This is a genomic window from Pseudomonas sp. DCB_BI, assembly GCF_026240995.1.
Lineage (GTDB): Bacteria > Pseudomonadota > Gammaproteobacteria > Pseudomonadales > Pseudomonadaceae > Aquipseudomonas.
This window is the reverse complement of sequence record NZ_JAPFCG010000002.1, coordinates 182,222-200,408: the sequence shown is the minus strand read 5'-3', so window position 1 is coordinate 200,408 and position 18,187 is coordinate 182,222. Positions and strand designations below refer to the sequence as shown.

General features: G+C 63.6%; 17 protein-coding genes. 8 read left to right on the top strand and 9 right to left on the bottom strand.

The annotated features are described in order from the left end of the window. Nucleotides 1–5: 5 nt before the first annotated feature. Complete coding sequence (locus OO258_RS03220) at nt 6–797, bottom strand: UDP-2,3-diacylglucosamine diphosphatase (protein WP_266028841.1); 792 nt, start codon at nt 795–797, stop codon at nt 6–8. Nucleotides 798–923: 126 nt separating this feature from the next. Here OO258_RS03220 and OO258_RS03215 point away from each other — a divergent pair, with 126 nt between their 5' ends. Together OO258_RS03215 and OO258_RS03210 are read left to right on the top strand one after the other, a co-directional pair. Further along, on the top strand, nt 924–1,691 hold the full coding sequence (locus tag OO258_RS03215) for a helix-turn-helix transcriptional regulator (RefSeq protein WP_266028840.1): 768 nt from the start codon (nt 924–926) through the stop codon (nt 1,689–1,691). 107 nt (nt 1,692–1,798) lie between these two features. Continuing rightward, nucleotides 1,799–2,689, top strand: coding sequence for a DMT family transporter (locus OO258_RS03210; RefSeq protein WP_110743680.1), 891 nt, complete (start codon nt 1,799–1,801; stop codon nt 2,687–2,689). Here OO258_RS03210 and OO258_RS03205 read toward each other — a convergent pair whose 3' ends face one another. Then, nucleotides 2,690–2,971: a SelT/SelW/SelH family protein gene (locus tag OO258_RS03205; protein ID WP_266028839.1), complete on the bottom strand. Its 282-nt coding sequence runs from the start codon at nt 2,969–2,971 to the stop codon at nt 2,690–2,692. A 67-nt stretch (nt 2,972–3,038) separates the two neighbouring features. Here OO258_RS03205 and OO258_RS03200 point away from each other — a divergent pair, with 67 nt between their 5' ends. Further along, complete coding sequence (locus OO258_RS03200) at nt 3,039–5,225, top strand: patatin-like phospholipase family protein (RefSeq protein ID WP_266028838.1); 2,187 nt, start codon at nt 3,039–3,041, stop codon at nt 5,223–5,225. 33 nt (nt 5,226–5,258) lie between these two features. Here the strand turns inward: OO258_RS03200 and OO258_RS03195 are convergent, their stop codons facing one another. Together OO258_RS03195 and recQ are read right to left on the bottom strand one after the other, a co-directional pair. Then, nucleotides 5,259–5,696, bottom strand: a complete 438-nt coding sequence (locus OO258_RS03195; protein WP_110743683.1) for a MarR family transcriptional regulator — start codon at nt 5,694–5,696, stop codon at nt 5,259–5,261. Between the two features lie 150 nt (nt 5,697–5,846). Then, nucleotides 5,847–7,994, bottom strand: coding sequence for a DNA helicase RecQ (gene recQ / locus OO258_RS03190; protein ID WP_266028837.1), 2,148 nt, complete (start codon nt 7,992–7,994; stop codon nt 5,847–5,849). Between the two features lie 244 nt (nt 7,995–8,238). Between recQ and OO258_RS03185 the strand changes: the two genes are divergently transcribed. From OO258_RS03185 to OO258_RS03175, 3 genes are all read left to right on the top strand, one after another. Further along, complete coding sequence (locus OO258_RS03185) at nt 8,239–8,826, top strand: YecA family protein (RefSeq protein ID WP_110743685.1); 588 nt, start codon at nt 8,239–8,241, stop codon at nt 8,824–8,826. A gap of 7 nt (nt 8,827–8,833) precedes the next feature. Then, nucleotides 8,834–9,199 (top strand): YbaN family protein, encoded by a 366-nt coding sequence (locus OO258_RS03180; protein ID WP_266028836.1) that lies wholly within the window; start codon nt 8,834–8,836, stop codon nt 9,197–9,199. A gap of 310 nt (nt 9,200–9,509) precedes the next feature. Continuing rightward, nucleotides 9,510–10,868 (top strand): TolC family outer membrane protein, encoded by a 1,359-nt coding sequence (locus OO258_RS03175; RefSeq protein ID WP_266028835.1) that lies wholly within the window; start codon nt 9,510–9,512, stop codon nt 10,866–10,868. A 114-nt stretch (nt 10,869–10,982) separates the two neighbouring features. Here the strand turns inward: OO258_RS03175 and OO258_RS03170 are convergent, their stop codons facing one another. The 3 genes from OO258_RS03170 to OO258_RS03160 all read right to left on the bottom strand — a co-directional run bounded on the left by OO258_RS03170 (nt 10,983) and on the right by OO258_RS03160 (nt 14,262). Beyond that, nucleotides 10,983–11,582 (bottom strand): tRNA-uridine aminocarboxypropyltransferase, encoded by a 600-nt coding sequence (locus OO258_RS03170; protein WP_266028834.1) that lies wholly within the window; start codon nt 11,580–11,582, stop codon nt 10,983–10,985. Between the two features lie 84 nt (nt 11,583–11,666). Then, nucleotides 11,667–13,232, bottom strand: a complete 1,566-nt coding sequence (locus OO258_RS03165) for a methyl-accepting chemotaxis protein (protein ID WP_266028833.1) — start codon at nt 13,230–13,232, stop codon at nt 11,667–11,669. Nucleotides 13,233–13,368: 136 nt separating this feature from the next. Then, a complete protein-coding gene (locus tag OO258_RS03160; protein ID WP_003254585.1) occupies nt 13,369–14,262 on the bottom strand; it encodes a LysR family transcriptional regulator in 894 nt (297 codons plus the stop codon). 225 nt (nt 14,263–14,487) lie between these two features. Here OO258_RS03160 and speB point away from each other — a divergent pair, with 225 nt between their 5' ends. Further along, nucleotides 14,488–15,438 (top strand): agmatinase, encoded by a 951-nt coding sequence (gene speB, locus OO258_RS03155; RefSeq protein ID WP_110743690.1) that lies wholly within the window; start codon nt 14,488–14,490, stop codon nt 15,436–15,438. Between the two features lie 132 nt (nt 15,439–15,570). Then, complete coding sequence (locus tag OO258_RS03150; RefSeq protein ID WP_266028832.1) at nt 15,571–16,950, top strand: sodium:solute symporter; 1,380 nt, start codon at nt 15,571–15,573, stop codon at nt 16,948–16,950. Nucleotides 16,951–17,020: 70 nt separating this feature from the next. Here OO258_RS03150 and OO258_RS03145 read toward each other — a convergent pair whose 3' ends face one another. Together OO258_RS03145 and ptrR are read right to left on the bottom strand one after the other, a co-directional pair. Beyond that, nucleotides 17,021–17,149 carry a PA1414 family protein gene (locus OO258_RS03145; RefSeq protein ID WP_256122388.1) on the bottom strand — a complete coding sequence of 43 codons (129 nt, stop codon included), beginning with the start codon at nt 17,147–17,149 and terminating at the stop codon, nt 17,021–17,023. A 124-nt stretch (nt 17,150–17,273) separates the two neighbouring features. After that, complete coding sequence (gene ptrR, locus OO258_RS03140; RefSeq protein ID WP_110743692.1) at nt 17,274–18,167, bottom strand: putrescine utilization regulator PtrR; 894 nt, start codon at nt 18,165–18,167, stop codon at nt 17,274–17,276. Nucleotides 18,168–18,187 lie beyond the last annotated feature (20 nt).

The window sequence follows — 18,187 nt, the reverse complement described above, 5'->3', positions numbered from 1 at the left end:
GAGCCTTACACCAACGCCCGCACCGCCGCTTGCGCCTGCGCCAGACGATACAGCTCGATACTGCCATCCCAGTGCTCGATCAACGCCGTGCACGACTCCACCCAATCCCCGCAATTGAGGTACTCCACCTCGCCCACCTTGCGGATCTCGGCGTGGTGGATATGCCCGCACACCACGCCATGAAAACCACGCCGGGTGCACTCGTGGGCAATCGCAGCCTCGAAATCGCTGATGAAGTTCACCGCCCCTTTGACCTTGTGCTTGAGGTACGCGGACAGCGACCAGTACCCGTAGCCGTAACGCGCGCGCCAATGGTTCAGCCAGCGGTTGAGCACCAACGTGAGCTCGTATGCACGGTCACCGAGAAACGCCAGCCAGCGGTGGTAGCGGGTAATCACGTCGAACTGGTCGCCATGGATCACCAACAACCGGCGGCCATCAGCGGTCAGGTGCTCGGCTTCGTCGACCAGCTGGATATTGCCCAGGATCAGCCTGGAATACCGGCGCAGGAACTCGTCATGGTTACCGGTGACGTAGATCACCTCGGTGCCGCGCTTGCTCATGGTCAGCAGCCGGCGAATCACGTTGGTGTGGGCCTGCGGCCAGTAAATCCCGCCACGCAGCTTCCAGCCATCGATGATGTCGCCCACCAGGTATACACGGTCGGCCTGGTAGCCCTTGAGAAACTGCGACAGGTGTTCGGCCTGGCAGTCGCGGGTGCCAAGGTGCACGTCGGATATCCACAAGGTGCGCACGCGTTGCTTGCGCGAGGGGCGGGACAGTTCGGCATGGGTCATGGGCAAGCTCCGGCGCAGTTTGCTGGAGACTGGCAGGCGCGCATGACAGCGCCGTGGCAAATCGGTGACGAGTGATGGTGAGCAGCGAATCGGGCACAATGGGCCTTTGCCTTGCGAGGACGCCCCATGATCGTCGGCCCGATCCTCTCCCTGCGCCACTACCGCGACAGCCTGATCGCCCATAGCCACGAACACCCGCAACTGGTGTTCGGCCTGCGCGGCCGCCTGGCGTTCGAGGTGCAGGGGCAAGGTGCGGGGGTCGCCCGCCAAGGGTTGGTCGTGGTGCCGGCCGGCGCTCACCACACCTGTGCCAGCGATAAGGGCAGCGAATGCCTGGTGCTGGATGTGCCCGGAGACCACTGGCTGCGCGAGCAGCTGGGCGAGCATGCCGACGCCAGCCGGCGCCTGCTCGACCGCCCCGCCACCCTCGCCCTGGATGCACGCCAGCAGCAACTGGTGGACTGGTTGGCGGCCAGCCCCATGGACGACCCGCTGATTGCCCGGCAAGGCGCAGCGCTGTTGCTGGCCAGCCTGAACGCCACGACAGCAGCCAACGTGCGCCCCAGCCAGCGACTGCCCTATGCAGCCTTCGATGCGCACATCGAGCAGCATGCAGCCTACCCGCTGCAGGTCGCCGACCTGGCGCGCATCGCCGGCCTGTCCAGCGCTCGGCTGCACGCGCGCTTTACTGCCGAGTGTGCGATGACGCCAATGGACTACATTCGCCAGCGGCGCTTGCTCAAGGCACGGCGGTTGGTAGTACAGACCGCGCTGCCCATGGGTGAAATTGCGGCGCAGGTGGGGTATGGCTCGCAGAGTGCGTTTTCGGCGGCGATGTTGCGGGCGTTCGGGTGTACGCCATTAGCTTTGCGGCGAGAGCCTGGCGACAACTGACAGCAGTCTTGCGACAGAACGCGTTTGCCTGAGCCTATACACTGAGCCTGTACCGCACCTTTCGTGGGCGCGCCCCACGGCGTGAAGATCTTGAGCAAGGACCCATCATGAACCACCGTACCGCCCTCGGCGCGCTGCACATTGGCGCGCTGTTCTTCGGCCTCACCGGCGTCTTCGGCAAGTTGGCCGCCAGCGCAAGCCCGGCAATCATCGTGTTCGGCCGCGCCGCCTTCGCTGTGCTTGCCCTGGCCCTGTTCGCCAGTGTTGCCGGCCCGGGCTGGCAACGTCTAGGCAGCCAGGACGTGCGCCGACTGTTGCTCGGCGGCGTGCTGCTGGCCGGCCACTGGGTCAGTTTCTTCATCGCCGTCAAAGTCGGCGGCGTGGCCATCGCCACCCTCGGTTTCGCCAGCTTCCCGGCCTTTACCGTGATCCTTGAAGGCCTGCTGTTCCGCGAACGCATTCGCCGCAACGAGGCAGTGCTGGTGCTGCTGGTGAGCATTGGCCTGGTACTGGTCACACCGGCCTTCGACCTGGCCAGCGAGGCCACTGGCGGCCTGCTCTGGGCACTGCTGTCCGGGCTGCTGTTCTCGCTGCTGTCGCTCACCAACCGCGTCGGCTCCGGGCGCTTGCCTGCGGTACAGGCAGCGCTGTGGCAAAACCTGGTGGTAGGCCTTTGCCTGCTGCCGTTCGCAGCACCAGGCCTGCCAGGCGTGGCGCCCATGGACTGGCTGTGGATCGCGCTGCTCGGCATCTTCTGCACCGGCGTGGCACACAGCCTGTTCGTTGCCAGCCTGGCGGTGATCAAAGCACGTACCGCTGCCGTGGTGTTCGGCATGGAGCCGGTCTACGGCATTGCCGTGGCCTGGGTGGTGTTTGCCGAAACCCCCACCGTGCGCATGCTGCTGGGCGGCGCGCTGATCATCTTCGCCATCGTACTGTCCAGCCGCCTGGCGGCCGAGCAGCCCCCCAGGCAGCGGCCAGTGGCCGAGGGCGCCTGATCAGCGATCGTTGTGACCCAGGTCGCGCTGCGGGTCGATCTGGTCGCGGACCCGCTGCTTCAGCACCTTGGCTTCGGGGAAACCACCGTCGGCCTTGCGTTCCCAGATCTGCACTCCATCGCAGGCAATGCGGAAGATGCCGCCGGTACCAGGTTCCAGCGCCACTCGGCCAAGGTCGTCGGCAAAGGTGCTGAGCAGTTCCTGCGCCAGCCAGGCAGCGCGCAGCAGCCACTGGCACTGGGTGCAATACGTGATGACGATTTCCGGCTTGCTGTCGGCCATGGTGAAACATCTCCAGGTGGGGGGCCGCTTATACTAGCGGTCTTTAGCCCACGGTTTGAGACTCACGATGCGCCGTTTGCTGTTCTGTTTCCTGTTCACCCTCACCTCGCTCGCAGCAAGCGCCGCCGAACCGGCCAGGCCCAAGGTCGGCCTGGTTCTATCCGGTGGCGCCGCCCGTGGCCTGGCCCACATCGGCGTGCTCAAGGCCCTCGAAGAACAAGGCGTACGCATCGATGCGATTGCCGGCACCAGCATGGGCGCGGTGGTCGGCGGGCTCTATGCCTCGGGCTACAGTGTCGAGGAACTGGAAAAGCTCGCCACCACACTCGACTGGCAACAGGCACTGTCCGATGCCCCGCCGCGCAAGGACGTACCGTTCCGACGCAAGCAGGATGACCGCGATTTCCTGGTCAAGCAGAAGCTCAGCTTTCGCGATGATGGCAGCCTGGGCCTGCCGCTGGGCGTGATCCAGGGCCAGAACCTGTCACTGCTGCTGGAAAGCAAGCTGGCGCACACCGCCGACACCCGGGATTTCGACAAACTGCCCATCCCTTTCCGCGCGGTGGCCACCGACATCGCCAGTGGCGAAAAGGTGGTGTTCCGCCGTGGTCACCTGCCCCAGGTCATCCGCGCCAGCATGTCGATTCCGGCGGTATTCGCCCCGGTCGAACTGGATGGCCGCCTGCTGGTGGACGGCGGCATGGTCGACAACATACCGGTCGATGTCGCCCGTGAAATGGGTGTGGACCTGGCCATCGTGGTCGATATCGGCACCCCATTGCGGGACCGCAAGCAATTGCTGACCGTAGTCGATGTGCTCAACCAGTCGATCACCCTGATGACCCGACGCAATTCGGAAGAACAACTGGCCAGCCTGCACCGCGACGACATCCTCATCCAGCCGCCACTGGCCGCCTTTGGCGTAACCGACTTCGGCCGCGCGCGGGACATGATCGACGCCGGCTACCGCGCCACCCGCCTGCTCGAGCCTCGCCTCGCCGCCCTGCGCCACCCTGAGGGCGACAGCAGCCTGGCCGTGGCCCGTTCGCCACGCCAGCGCACGCCAACGATCACCGCGATCAGGATCGAGAACGACTCCAAGGTCAGCGACGACGTGATCCGCTCATACATCCGTCAGCCGATCGACGCACCGCTGGAGCTGGACCGCCTGCAAACCGACATGGGCACGCTGTACGGCCTGGACTACTTCGACCGGGTGCAGTACCGCGTGGTGCACAAAGGCGACGACAACACCTTGGTCATCAACGCCCGCGGTCGACGCGGCGGCACCGACTACCTGCGTCTAGGCCTGAACCTGTCGGACGACCTGCGCGGCGACAGCGCCTTCAACCTGGGCGCCAGCTACCGGGTCAACGGCATCAACAGCCTGGGTGCCGAGTGGCTGACCCGTGGCCAGATCGGCGACCAGCAAGAGCTGTACAGCGAGTTTTACCAGCCGCTGGACGTGGGCTCGCGGTACTTCATCGCGCCGTACCTGGACTTCAGCTCACAGAACATCGAGGCCACCCTGGACAACGACCCCGTCGCCGAGTACCGCCTCGAGCGCTATGGCTTTGGCCTTAACCTCGGGCGGCAGATTGGCACCAACGGTGAAGTGCGCCTGGGCGTGGGCAAGGCATGGGGCGAGGCCGAGGTACGCATTGGCGACCAGGACCTGCCCAAGGTCAGCTTCAACGAAGGTTTCTATGAACTCAAGTATTCGTTCGACACGCTCGACAACGTGTATTTTCCGCACAGCGGTGAGGACATTGGCCTGACTTTGCGCAAGTACGACAAGTCACTGGACTCCGACCAGGATTACCGGCAGTGGCTGTTCAACCTGGACAAGGCCATCAGCAGCGGGCCCAACACCTTCGTGCTGGGCGGGCGGTATGGGCGCACGCTGGACGATACCGAAGTGGTGACGTCGAGCTTCGTGATGGGCGGCGCGCGCGAGCTGTCAGGCTTCCGCCAGGACTCGGTGTCGGGCCAGAACGTGAGCCTGATGCGCATGGTCTACTACCGCCGGCTGACGCCGCGGGCCTACGTGCCGCTGGACTTCCCGCTGTACATTGGCGGGTCGCTGGAACGTGGGCGCGCGTGGAACAACGACAACGAGTTCGACAGCGGCTACATCAATGCAGCGAGCATCTTCCTGGGGCTGGAGACACCGTTGGGGCCACTGAACTTCAGCTATGGCACCAACAGTGCGCATGAGCAGGCGGTATACCTGAACCTGGGGCATACCTTCTGAAACGTGCACTGCTCCGGTAACGTTCGGGCTATTTCAGGATTTTTCGAGGTTGGCGAGGATCTTGGCATGCACCCGCATGCACACCTGCAGGTCAGCCTCATCCACGCCGTTGAACAGCTCCACCCGTAGCTGGTTGGCGATGGTTTCGATCTGCTCGATCAGCGGCTTGGCCGGCGGGCACAGCAAGATCTTCTTGGCCCGCCGGTCTTCCACCACCGCCTGCCGGCGCACCAGGCCTTGTGCTTCGAGGCTGTCCAGCAGCCGCGCCAGGGTCGGGCCTTCGACGCCCACGCTCTGGGCCAGCTCACGCTGGGTGGGGGCTTCTTCGAAGCGGGCCAGGTGCAGCAACACCAGCCAGCGCGCCTGGGACAGGTTGAGCCCGGCCAGGCGGCGGTCCAGCTCGGCACGCCAGCCCCGGGACATCTGGGCCAGCTGCATGCCGAAGCGGTGTTGGTTGTCGGTCAGGGGCATAAGCAACTCATTGAGTAGATCTAATTATTAGGCAGCTAACCATGCCCGGCCCCACGAGGCAAGGCTCGGGCACGCTTGCGTGTTCGATAATCGTCAAAAAGCATGACAAAGGTCAGCAGATGGCGCTTTTGCCTTCGATCCTGCCGATGCCTACAGCTCGAACTCCGCCGCCAGCGCCGCGCGGACGCAATACAGCACGCCTTCAGGCACCCGTGCGCCAAACAGCGGGGCAATCGTCGACACCGGGGGCAACTCGCCTTCGCCATCGAGGAAGGCATCCTGCACTTCCATCAGCAGGTCTTCCGGCAGGTCGAGGGCCTGGTCCAGGCTCAACTCCTGTCGCCCCAGCGCCTCGGCCAGCAGGCTGTACACGTTCTTCTCGCTGCAGTTGAGCTGCCCGGCGATCTGTGCCGGGGTCATGCCGGCCCGGGCCAGGCTGACCAGCTCGTGGCGCAGGTCCAGGACCACTTTCGGCGCCTCTTCGGTGCCACCGCTGTTGTTCAGCACCTCGAGGAACGCCTGGCCATAACGCTCCAGCTTGCGCGCGCCCACGCCGCTGACCTGGGCCATGTCGCTGAGGCTGACCGGCTGGCTGCGCAGCATCTCCAGCAGCGTCGAGTCGGGGAAGATGACGTAGGGCGGCACACTGTGCTCTTCGGCCAGCTTGCGCCGCAGGGTACGCAGGGCTTCCCAGAGCTCGCGCTCTTCGGCGCGCACCAGCTGGCTGGCGGGGCTGCCGCCGCCGGAGGACGAGGCCTTGGCGGTTGTCTGCGGCTTGAGGTCACGGCGCAGTTGCAAGGTCACCTCGCCGCGCAACAGTGGCCGGCAGCTGTCGGACAGGCGCAGGCCGCCGTAGCCCTCCAGGTCGATATCGACCAGCCCGCGCGCCACCAACTGGCGGAACAGCGAACGCCACTCGGCTTCGGCCATGCCCTTGCCCACGCCAAACACCGAAAGCTTCTCATGCCCAAAATTGCGCACTTTCTCGGTGTCCTTACCCAACAGCACATCGACCAGGTGGCCGACGCCGTAGCGCTGGCCGGTGCGGAATACCGCCGACAGCGCTTGGCGCGCCGGCTCGGTAGCGTCCCAGGTCTGGATGTTGTCGACGCAGTTGTCACAGTGCCCGCAAGGTTGTTCGAGGGTTTCGTCGAAGTAGGCCAGCAGCGACTGGCGACGGCAGCGGGTTTCTTCGCACAGCGCCAGCATGGCGTCGAGCTTGTGCTGTTCGATGCGCTTGTGGCGCTCGTCGCCTTCCGAGTTCTGCAGCATCTGCTTGAGCATCACCATGTCCTGCAGGCCGTAGGCCATCCAGGCATCGGATGGCAGGCCATCACGGCCGGCACGGCCGGTTTCCTGGTAATAGGCCTCCAGCGACTTTGGCAGGTCGAGGTGGGCAACGAAGCGCACGTTGGGCTTGTCGATGCCCATGCCGAAGGCAATGGTGGCGACCATGATCAGCCCTTCCTCGTTGAGGAAGCGGTGCTGGTTGGCCGCTCGTGTCTCGGCAGCCAGGCCGGCGTGATACGGCAGTGCCGGGAAACCCTGGTCACAAAGGAACGCAGCGGTTTCATCGACCTTCTTGCGCGACAGGCAATAGACAATGCCGGCGTTGCCACGGCGCTCGCCGAGGAATGCCATCAGCTGCTTGCGCGGCGCTTCCTTGGGCACGATGCGGTAGAAGATGTTCGGCCGGTCGAAGCTCGACAGGAAGCGCTCGGCCCCTTGCAGATGCAGGCGCTGGACGATCTCTTCGCGGGTACGCATGTCGGCGGTGGCGGTCAGGGCGATGCGCGGCACATGCGGGAACAGCTCGGCCAGCTGGCCCAATTGCAGGTACTCGGGGCGGAAATCGTGGCCCCATTGCGACACGCAGTGCGCCTCGTCGATGGCGAACAGCGAGATGTCGAGGTCGCGCAGGAAGTCGAGCATGCGCGGCTGCACCAGGCGCTCCGGCGCCAGGTACAGCATTTTCACCTCGCCCCGGCGCAGGCGCCCGGCCAGGTCGCGCTGCTGCTCTGCGGTCAGCGTGGAGTTCAGTGCGGCTGCCGCCACGCCCAGCTCGTCCAGGGTGGCGACCTGGTCGTCCATCAGCGCGATCAGTGGCGAGACCACCACAGTCAGGCCCGGGCGCAGCAGCCCCGGCACCTGAAAACACAACGACTTGCCGCCACCGGTGGGCATCAGTACCAGGGCATCGCCGCCATTGGCCACGCATTCGATGATCGCTGCCTGGCGCCCTCGGAAACTGTCGTAGCCGAAGATATCCTTGAGAACGCGCTGAGCCTGTTCGAGCATGTGCAACTCCAAATCGCCGTACCATCCTGGGGACAGGCTGGACGAAAAACCCGCCCCGCACACGCCAAATGCGTAAGCGGTTTTTGCCAGGCAGCCGGCAAAACCTGCCCCTGGATTGAAAATCGCGGAGTATACCGCAGCACCGCGCTGCGCAGGACACCACGGTGACAGACGTTCCCTTTGCCCCGCTGCCGCTGCAAGGTGCTAGAATTCGTTATCGTTTATTCCCCAAGGTAGCCCTGTAATGTCCTTCGCCGAGCAACTGACCCGCCTGCAAGCCTTCCTCGACGCCGACGAGCTGCACGAAGAAGCGCTGGACTATGTCGCCGCCCACGGCTACCTCACTGCCTTGTCGATCAACGCCGAGGACGTGCCCGAGCGGGAGTGGATCGACGCCCTGTTCGCCGAAGAGCCGCACTACGCCAGCGAAGCCCAGCGCACCGAAATCGAGGCCACCCTGGTGGCGCTGAAAGCGCACATCGCCCGCCAACTGGCCAGCGACGACGAATTCGAACTGCCGTGCGACCTCGACTTGGGCGACGAGCCGGACGATTCCGACCTGCGCGGCTGGTGCATCGGCTTCATGGAAGGCGTATTCCTGCGTGAAGAGGCGTGGTTCGAAAACGCCGAGGAAGAAGTCAGCGAGATGCTGCTGCCGATCATGGTCGGCTCGGGCCTGTTCGACGAGCAGCCAGAGTTCGCCGACATCGCCAGCAACGCCAACCTGCAGGACGACATGATCGTACAGATTCCCGAAGCGCTGACTGCGCTGTTCCTGCTGCTGCACGCTCCTGACGAAAAGCCGGCGTTGCTCAAGCCACGCCACCACTAAGCCGCCTGTGCGCTACCTGCTGCTGGCCACCGGCTGGCTCAGCGTTGCGTTGGGGGTGTTGGGGATATTCCTGCCGGTATTGCCCACCACCCCGTTCCTGCTACTGGCGGCAGCCTGCTTTGCCCGCAGCTCGCCGCGCTTTCACCACTGGCTGGTCCATCACCCCAAGCTCGGGCCATGGATTCGCGACTACCTCAGTGGTGAAGGCATACCCCTCAGGGGCAAGGTCTACGCCATCGGCCTGATGTGGGCCAGCATCGGCCTGTCGTGCTACCTGGTACCGCTGTTCTGGGCGCGTGCCTTCATGTTGACCAGTGCCGTGCTGGTCAGCCTGTACATCCTCCGCCAAAAAACCCTGCACAAACCAAAGTGACAATATTTTGTCGCCAAATATCAAATTTGCCTAACAACCCTTTTATTTATCTGAAATGGTTCTGGAACCGCACGAAACCCTTGCAATCACTGGATCGAATGGATTTCTGCGGGGTCGACAGATGATTATTTGGACAAACGCGTTAGACAATTAAAATATTACATGGCACATTGATATGAATAAATCTTCTTATCTATCGCGGTGAATGTACTTAGCTGTGTGGTTAAAAACCTGCAACACTATATGCGATAAATTATCGTCATTTTTTTGGCGATCAGCAGGATCAATTCCAGGATCAGGGAGATGTACCATGCGCGTTTTGAACCCCATCACCAGTGCATTACTGTTGGCCCTGGCGAGTGCCAACGTACAGGCGATGTCGATCACCGAGGCTGTCCAAAGCGCCGTGGACTACCACCCACAAGTCAGCTCCAACCGTAACAGCAAGCTGTCGGCCGACGAAGACGTGAAGTTCGCGCGTGGTGGCTACTACCCGTCCGTGGACCTGGTCGCCGGCTACGGCCGCCAGCGTTCTGACAACACCACTACCCGTGCTGAAGGTAACCACAACAAGGAAACCCTCAACTACACGCAGTCCGAGCTGCGCCTGCGGCAGATGATCTTCGACGGCTTCAATACCTCGAATGAAGTGGGCCGTACGGAGGCTGTCTCCACCTCTCGCGCCTACTACACCCAAGCAGTGGCCCAGGATGTGGCCCTGCGAGCGGTCGAGGTGTACCTGGAAGTGCTCAAGCGTCGTGAGCTGGTGACCCTGGCCAAGAACAACCTGCAAGCCCACTTGCGGGTCAATGACCAGATCGGCCTGCGTAACGAGCGTGGTGTCGGCAGCACTGCCGACCTTGACCAGTCCCGCGCCCGTCGCGCTCTGGCTGAGAACAACCTGGACACCGCAGAAGTCGACCTGGCCGATGCCGAGGCCAACTTCTTCAGCGTGATCGGCCGCGCGCCGGACGAACTGGAAAGCCCGCAGACCATCAAGGGTGAAGTGCCTGTCACCCTCGACGAAGCACGCGACGGCATGCGCCAGAACAACCCGTACATCAAGTCGGCCCAAGCTGACGTGAACGCCGCCGAGCAGCAGTACGAAGTGGGCAAGTCGACCTTCTACCCGCGCTTCGATGCCATTCTGGCGACCGGTGCCAACAACAACACCGGCGGCGAGAAGGGCCACAACAACAACGACTGGCAAGCCGGCGTCGAGATGAACTACAACCTGTTCCGCGGCGGCAGTGACAAGGCTCGCCTGCAGTCCGACGCGCACAAGATCAACCAGGCCCTGGATATTCGCAACAACGCCCTGCGCGAACTGACCGAGAACCTGAGCCTGGCGTGGAACGCCATGAACAACGCCAGCAAGCAGCTGCCGACTGCGCGTGAATACGCCGAAACAACCAAGCGCGTGCGCGCGGCCTACCAAGACCAGTTCGGCCTGGGCCAGCGTACCCTGCTGGACGTGCTGGACAGTGAGAACGAACTGTACAACGCCGACCGCCGCTACACCGAAGTGCGTTACACCGAGGAGTTCTCGCGCTACCGCGTGCTGGCGACCATGGGTGAATTGCTGACCAAGCAGCGTATTTCACTGCCGCCAGAGGCGCTGGCAACGACCGAAGTACGTACCGAGGCGCGCTTGCCAGAGATGCGTTGATCGGGCTGAGAGTACCGGGGCCGCTTTGCGGCCCTTTTGCGTCTCACGGCCGCGCATTGTAGCCACTTGCCTGCTTCGCGCAGTGAGCCTGCCCCACAGGCCCTCCCTGCCCCCTCATCCGTCACCATGGTTACGTTGATACGTCTCCTCGCCCATGGCCCTGATCTGCCCCTCGATCAAGGCCTCGAACGGTGCCAGCAGCGTATCGAAACAGGCCGGCGGCTCCAGCGCGTTCAACGCCCCCACCACCGCCTCGATGGTCGACAACGCTCCCGCTTCCGGCGCCTTGCGCAAGCGATAGCGTGAAGCTGCCACCTGCCCCAGCGTGACCCGCGGCAAGGTCTCCAGCAACGGGTTCAGGTACAGCAGCTTGCGCGCCTTGCGCCAGGTGCCGTCGGGCACGATCAGCAGCAACGGCTTGTCGCACCCATCGTCATACGCGGTCAGCACCTGGGCGTCGTCGCCAGGGAACAGCAGCGCAGGCCGGTAGCCAGGGGTAGCCAGTAACTGTGCGAGGTCATCGAATACCTCACCTACCCGCAGCTCGGCATTACGCAGGCCAAGGGCGGCCAGCCGGGCAGTATTCAGCGCATGAGCGGTTTCACTGGGGTGCTGCAACAGGATCACTCGGGTACGGCTGTCGAGCGCTGGAATCAGCGGGCATAGGCAATGGTCGAGCGGGCGCTGGCAGCGCTCGCAACGGGGTCTGGGCATGGGGGTCTCCTTGGCGGGGACATTTTGCCACAGAACCTGCGCCCGCTCTGCCAGCGGATGGGCCGCAAGGCGGCCCCAGCGCTTTCAGCGGTTGAACCGTTCCGCCAGGCTATGCAGATACTCTGCCATGCGCTCCAGGTCCTGGCTGATCTCCGCCCCTTGCCTGGCCTGCCCGGCACTCTGATCGCACAGCTGGGCAATCCGCACGATCTGCTGGTTGATGTCCTCGGCCACATGGCTTTGCTGTTCCGACGCCGTGGCCATCTGCTGACTCATGCCAGTGATGCGGCTGACCGCCTGGGCAATCCCGCCCAAGGCGGCCTGCACCGCCTCGACACTGTGCACGCTGTCGCGCGATATCTGCTCACCACGGCTGGCAGTACTCACCGCCCGTTCCGCCCCGGCACGCAACGACGCGATGATCTGGTGAATTTCCTCGGTCGAAGCGCGCGTGCGCTGGGCCAGCGAGCGTACCTCATCGGCCACCACGGCAAACCCTCGCCCCTGCTCGCCGGCGCGCGCCGCTTCAATGGCGGCGTTGAGCGCCAGCAGGTTGGTCTGTTCGGCAATCGAGGTAATCACGTCGACCACGCTGCCAATTGACTGGGTCTGCTCAGCCAAGGCATTCACCGCCTGACCAATGTCGTTGACCGCATCGCTCATGCTGCCCATGGCTTTAAGGCTCTGCAGCGCCAGCTCGCTGCCCTGCTGCGCCAACTGGTCGGCATCTCCTGCGGCATGCGCCGTGCTCTGCACGTTGTGAGTGACCTGCTGGATGGTTGCCGCCATCTGTGCGATGGCCGTGGCCGACTGGTCGGTCTCGCTGCGCTGGCGGTCGAGCATCTGCGCCTGTGCATCGGACAGGTCGGAGGATTGCGCGGCCCGCGACTTCACCCCAACCCCGGCATCCACCAGGCGCGTCAGGGCCGTTTGCAAGCGGGCCTCCTCACTGATGATGGCCAGATCCAGCTGGCCCTGCAGGCCCGGGTTGTCGCTGTAGGTCAGCGCCACCAGCGGGCTGGTGAAGGCCTTGGGGTGCTCGGCCAGCGTGCGGCGGATGGCCTGGTTCTGCCGATGCTCCACCAGGTACCAGGCCAGCAGCAGGCTGGCCATCAGCACCCCGAGCGCCGCGTAAGGCGGTAGCCACAAGTAGCCCGCTGCCGCCACCAGGCCCGCACCCATCAGTGGCCAGCCGTGGCCCAGGCCATGCCCCATGCGGGCTACCCACGATACCGGCGCGCGACCATCGCGCAAGCGCGCGTACAACGCCTCGGCGCGGCGGATCTGCTCACGCGTTGGCACCGAGCGCACCGACTCGTAGCCGCTGATGCGGCCTTGTTCGTAGACCGCCGTGACATAGGCGCTGACCCAGTAATAATCACCGTTCTTCGCCCGGTTCTTGACCACGCCCATCCACGGCTTGCCCTGCTTGATGGTTTCCCACATGTGGCCGAACACCGCCGGCGGCATGTCGGGGTGGCGTACCAGGTTATGCGGTTGACCGACCAGCTCGTCATAGGTGAACCCGCTGATCGCCACGAAGGCGTCGTTGCAATAGGTGATGCGGCTGTTGAGGTCGGTGGTGGATATCAGCCGTTGTTCGCTGGGGAAGGTTCTTTCGTGCTCAGTGACGGGCAAGTTCATGCGCATCTTGGGCGATCCTTGCAGGATGAAATTAAGGGAAATCATCAGCGCAAGTTGATATGTAGCAGAGCGCTATCAGGTTAGCGGTCCGCTTCTGCCGAAATTTAACGCCGCCCGACGGAATACATGAACACGGGGCCACTCAACCCACGTTAAGCTGGCTTTTCAACAGGTCACGGAAGGTCTGGATCAGCGGTTCTCGGCTACGCCCGCGGCGGATGATCAGCGAGAACGGCGCCTGGTAGCCAAAGGTGGACGGCGACAGCACGCGCAGGTCGCCCTTGTCGACCCAGGCCTGGGCATAGTGCTCGGGCAAGTAACCGATATAGGCGCCGGACAGGATCAGGATCAACTGCGCCTCCATACTCTCCACGGTCGCCGCACTGTGCTTGAACCCATGCCGGGCCAGTTCTGCCTGGCTCCAGTAACCACGCCCGACCATGCGCTGCTGGGTCACCACCTGCTCGGGGATACGCCGTTCGGCATACAACGGGTGGCGGCTGCTGCAGTACAGCCAGTGCTGTTCGCGGTACAACGGCTGGTACAGCAGGCCGCTCATGCGCGAGGAAAACGCGCCGATCGCCAGGTCCAGTCGGTTGTCCTGCACACCCAGTTGCAGTTCGTACGGGCTGGACACCGACAAGTGCAAGTGCACCGCCGGGTGCTCCTGACTATAGGCACCGATGGCCTCGGCCAGCGGCAAGGCTCGATCGCCGACCGTGGAGTCGATCACACCCAGGTTGAGGGTGCCGCGCAACTCGCCCTTGAGTGCGGCGGCGTATTGCTCGAAACCATCCAGTTCGGCTAGCAGGCGCAGAGTTTCCTGGTGGAACAGCTCGCCCTTGCTGGTCAGGCTGAAACCACCCCGGCCGCGGTGGCACAGCACGATACCCAGCGCGCCTTCCAGCTGGCTCATGTAGGTACTGATGGCCGACGTCGACAGGTTCAGCTCGCGCTGGGCGTTGGCGAAGCCCTGGTGGCGCACAACGCTGATGAAGATGCGCAGCAGTTTCAGGTCGGGCAAGGTCGAGGCCATGGTGCAACGTTTCCACAAGGGTAGTGCCGCGCAGTCTAACCGCTCTGCCGGGCTTTAGTTCAGAAATTCCTGAACTAAGTATTTGTCGGTAGCGATTCTTCCCCGGCACTACCTTGCGCAGACTTGGCCGAAATGTCCCTGCCCGCCGGCAAAAGCACAGTTGAAAGGCGCGCGGCGGCACAGGTTCGAACAAACAGAACAATCGACCGACTGATGAGGCCCACCGTGGACAAGACTCTCCACCAACCACTGGGCGGCAACGAAATGCCGCGTTTCGGCGGCATCGCCACCATGCTCCGTCTGCCCCACCTGCAAAGCGCCGAAGGCCTGGATGCCGCGTTCATCGGCGTGCCGCTGGACATCGGCACCTCCCTGCGCTCCGGCACCCGCTTCGGCCCACGGCAGATCCGCGCCGAATCGGTGATGATCCGTCCGTATAACATGGCTACCGGGGCTGCGCCGTTCGACTCGCTGTCGGTGGCCGACATCGGCGACGTGGCGATCAACACCTTCAACCTGCTGGATGCCGTACGCATCATCGAAGAAGCGTACGACCAGATCGTCGAGCACAACGTGATCCCGATGACCCTGGGCGGCGACCACACCATTACCCTGCCGATCCTGCGTGCGCTGCACAAGAAGCACGGCAAGATCGGCCTGGTGCACATCGATGCCCACGCCGACGTCAACGACCACATGTTCGGCGAGAAAATCGCCCACGGCACCACCTTCCGCCGCGCCGTCGAAGAAGGCCTGCTCGACTGCGACCGCGTGGTGCAGATCGGCCTGCGCGCCCAAGGCTACACCGCCGACGATTTCAACTGGAGCCGCCGCCAGGGCTTCCGCGTGGTCCAGGCCGAGGAATGCTGGCACAAGTCGCTGGAGCCGTTGATGGCCGAAGTGCGGGAAAAAGTGGGTGGCGGGCCGGTCTACCTGTCGTTCGACATCGACGGCATCGACCCGGCCTGGGCCCCGGGTACCGGTACCCCGGAAATCGGCGGCTTGACCACTATCCAGGCAATGGAGATCATTCGCGGCTGCCACGGCCTGGACCTGATCGGCTGTGACCTTGTCGAGGTCTCCCCACCTTACGACACCACCGGCAACACCTCGCTGCTGGGTGCCAACCTGCTGTTCGAAATGCTCTGCGTGCTGCCTGGCGTGGTGCGTCGCTAATACCGCTCTACCCCGGCAGGAGCCATGAGGGAGGGCCACTGAGGCCCGCCAACACAAGAAAAGACCGCCGGGCGCCGTGCAGACGCCCGCGTGGTCGATCTCGCCATAATAAAGATAATCGGGAGACCCCCAATGGCCTTGGACATCATTGTTGTAATGATCTACACCGCCGGCATGCTAGGGCTTGGCTGGTATGGCATGCGGCGCGCAAAAACCCATGAAGACTACCTGGTAGCCGGGCGCAACCTTGGCCCGGTGCTGTACATGGGTACCATGGCCACGACCGTGCTCGGTGGCGCTTCCACCGTCGGCACCGTGCGCCTGGGCTACGTCCACGGCATCTCCGGGTTCTGGCTGTGCGCAGCCTTGGGCCTGGGCATCATCGCCATCAACCTGTTCCTCGCCAAACCCTTGCTGCGCCTGCGTATCTTCACCGTGACCCAGGTGCTCGAGCAGCGCTATAACCCTACCGCCCGCCAGGCCAGCGCCGTGATCATGCTGGCCTACGCGCTGATGATCGGTGTGACCTCGACCCTGGCCATGGCCACCGTATTGCAGGTACTGCTGGACCTGCCGTTCTGGGCGTCGCTGATGCTCGGTGGCGGCGTGGTGGTGCTGTACTCGACCATCGGCGGGATGTGGTCGCTGACCCTGACCGACATCGTCCAGTTCGTGATCAAGACCGTCGGCCTGATGTTCATCCTGCTGCCGGTGTGCCTGTACAAGGCCGGTGGCTGGGATACCCTGGTGGCCAAACTGCCGGCGGCCAGCTTCCAGCTGACCACCATTGGCTGGGACACCATCATCACCTACTTCCTGATCTACTTCTTTGGCATCCTGATTGGCCAGGACATCTGGCAGCGGGTGTTCACTGCCCGCGATGAAAAGGTCTGCCAGCGTGCCGGTACTACTGCCGGTGTGTACTGCGTACTGTACGGCCTGGCCTGTGCGGCGATCGGCATGGCAGCACACGTGCTGATGCCCGACCTGGCCAACCCGAACAATGCCTTCGCCGAGATGATCAAGACCACCCTGCCAGATGGCATTCGTGGTTTGCTGATGGCGGCAGCCCTGGCGGCCATGATGTCCACCGCAAGCGCCGGCCTGCTGGCGGCCTCGACCACCGTGACCGAAGACCTGCTGCCCAAGCTGCGAGGCGGCAAGCAGTCGAGCCTGGGCATGAGCCGCCTGTTCACCTTGCTCACCGGCCTGGTGGTGCTGGGCATCGCGCTGATGGTGAATGATGTGATCAACGCCCTGACCCTGGCCTACAACCTGCTGGTCGGCGGCATGCTGATCCCGCTGATTGGCGCCATCTTCTGGAAACGTGCAACCACTTCCGGTGCAATTGCCAGCATGTCGCTGGGCTTTGCCACCGCGCTGCTGTTCATGTTCAAGGATGGGCTGGAGGCCAACACGCCGATCTACTACAGCCTGGTCATTGGCCTGGTGAGCTTTGTGGTGGTGAGCCTGCTGTCGCGCAAGCCGGCGGCCGCGGCGACACTGGCCTGATCTACAACCTGTAGGGGCACACACAAAAAGGCCGCTGCACCCACCCAGGTGCAGCGGCCTTTGGTCTTTCTCAGCGACGGCGCGATTGGCGCTTGCGCTGCTCTTCATCAGTCGGGATCGGCACCGGCTGCAAGGGTGGTGGAATCAGCCCCAAGGCGACGGCCAGGTCGTGGAGCCAGTTTGACAGTGGTTTATTCATAATGCCCCCTTGACGGGTCAGCCTCACGGCAAATCAATCCTGCGATGTTTCATACAGATCATAGCCCGATGTCCTGTATTACGCATGCCTCTGCTCTTACAGATATGGGCCATTTTGACTCGGATCAAGCCGTGGCGGCGCATTCCGACGACTGGTCAATCGTTTCGCTTTGTTGCAGGTCGATCCAGGCCTGCAAGTTTGCCCCGCGCATACCTTGGCGCCACATCAGCCAAGTGACCGCCTGATCGAACGGCGCTTGCAATGGATGCACCCTTACCCGATCGCGCCCGGGCAGGCTGTCGAGCATCGACCGGGCCATCATAGCCACCCCCGCGCCAGCGATCACGCACGCCAGCATGCTCTGGTACGACTCGATTTCCATTACCCGGCCCATCGGCGTGTGCGCATGGGCATACCAGGCCTCCAGGCGCATGCGGTACGAACAGCCTTGGCGGAAGGTGAACACCGCCTTGCCCGCCACATCCTTGGCGCCGTGCACTGGCGGGTGTTCAGGGCTGGTGATCAGCACCAGTTGTTCATCGCACAACGGTACACCGTCAAGACCGGCCAGGTTGAGCGGGCCGTCCACCAGAGCAGCATCCAGGCTGTGGTTGAGCAGGCCTTCGAGCAATTCACCGCTGGGCGCGGCGCGCACCTGCAGGTTCACTGCCGGGTAAGCCTGGTGGTAACGCGCCAGCAACGCCGGCAGGTGGGTGGCGGCCGTGCTGTACATGGTCCCCAGCACGAAATCCCCGGCAGGCTGGCCGCCACGCACTGCGGCCAACGCCTCGTCGCGCAGCGCTGACATACGGTTGGCGTAGTCCAGCAGCACCTTGCCTGCCGGTGACAATTGCAAACGCTGGCGCTCACGCAGGAACAGCTCGACGCCCAGCTGTTCTTCAAGCTGGCGCAGGCGCGTCGACAGGTTTGACGGTACCCGATGCAGGCGCTCGGCGGCACGGGTGATGGAACCCTCCTCGGCGACCGCCTGGAAGATACGCAGCTGGCTGAACTCCACGATATTCTCCAAAACAGAAC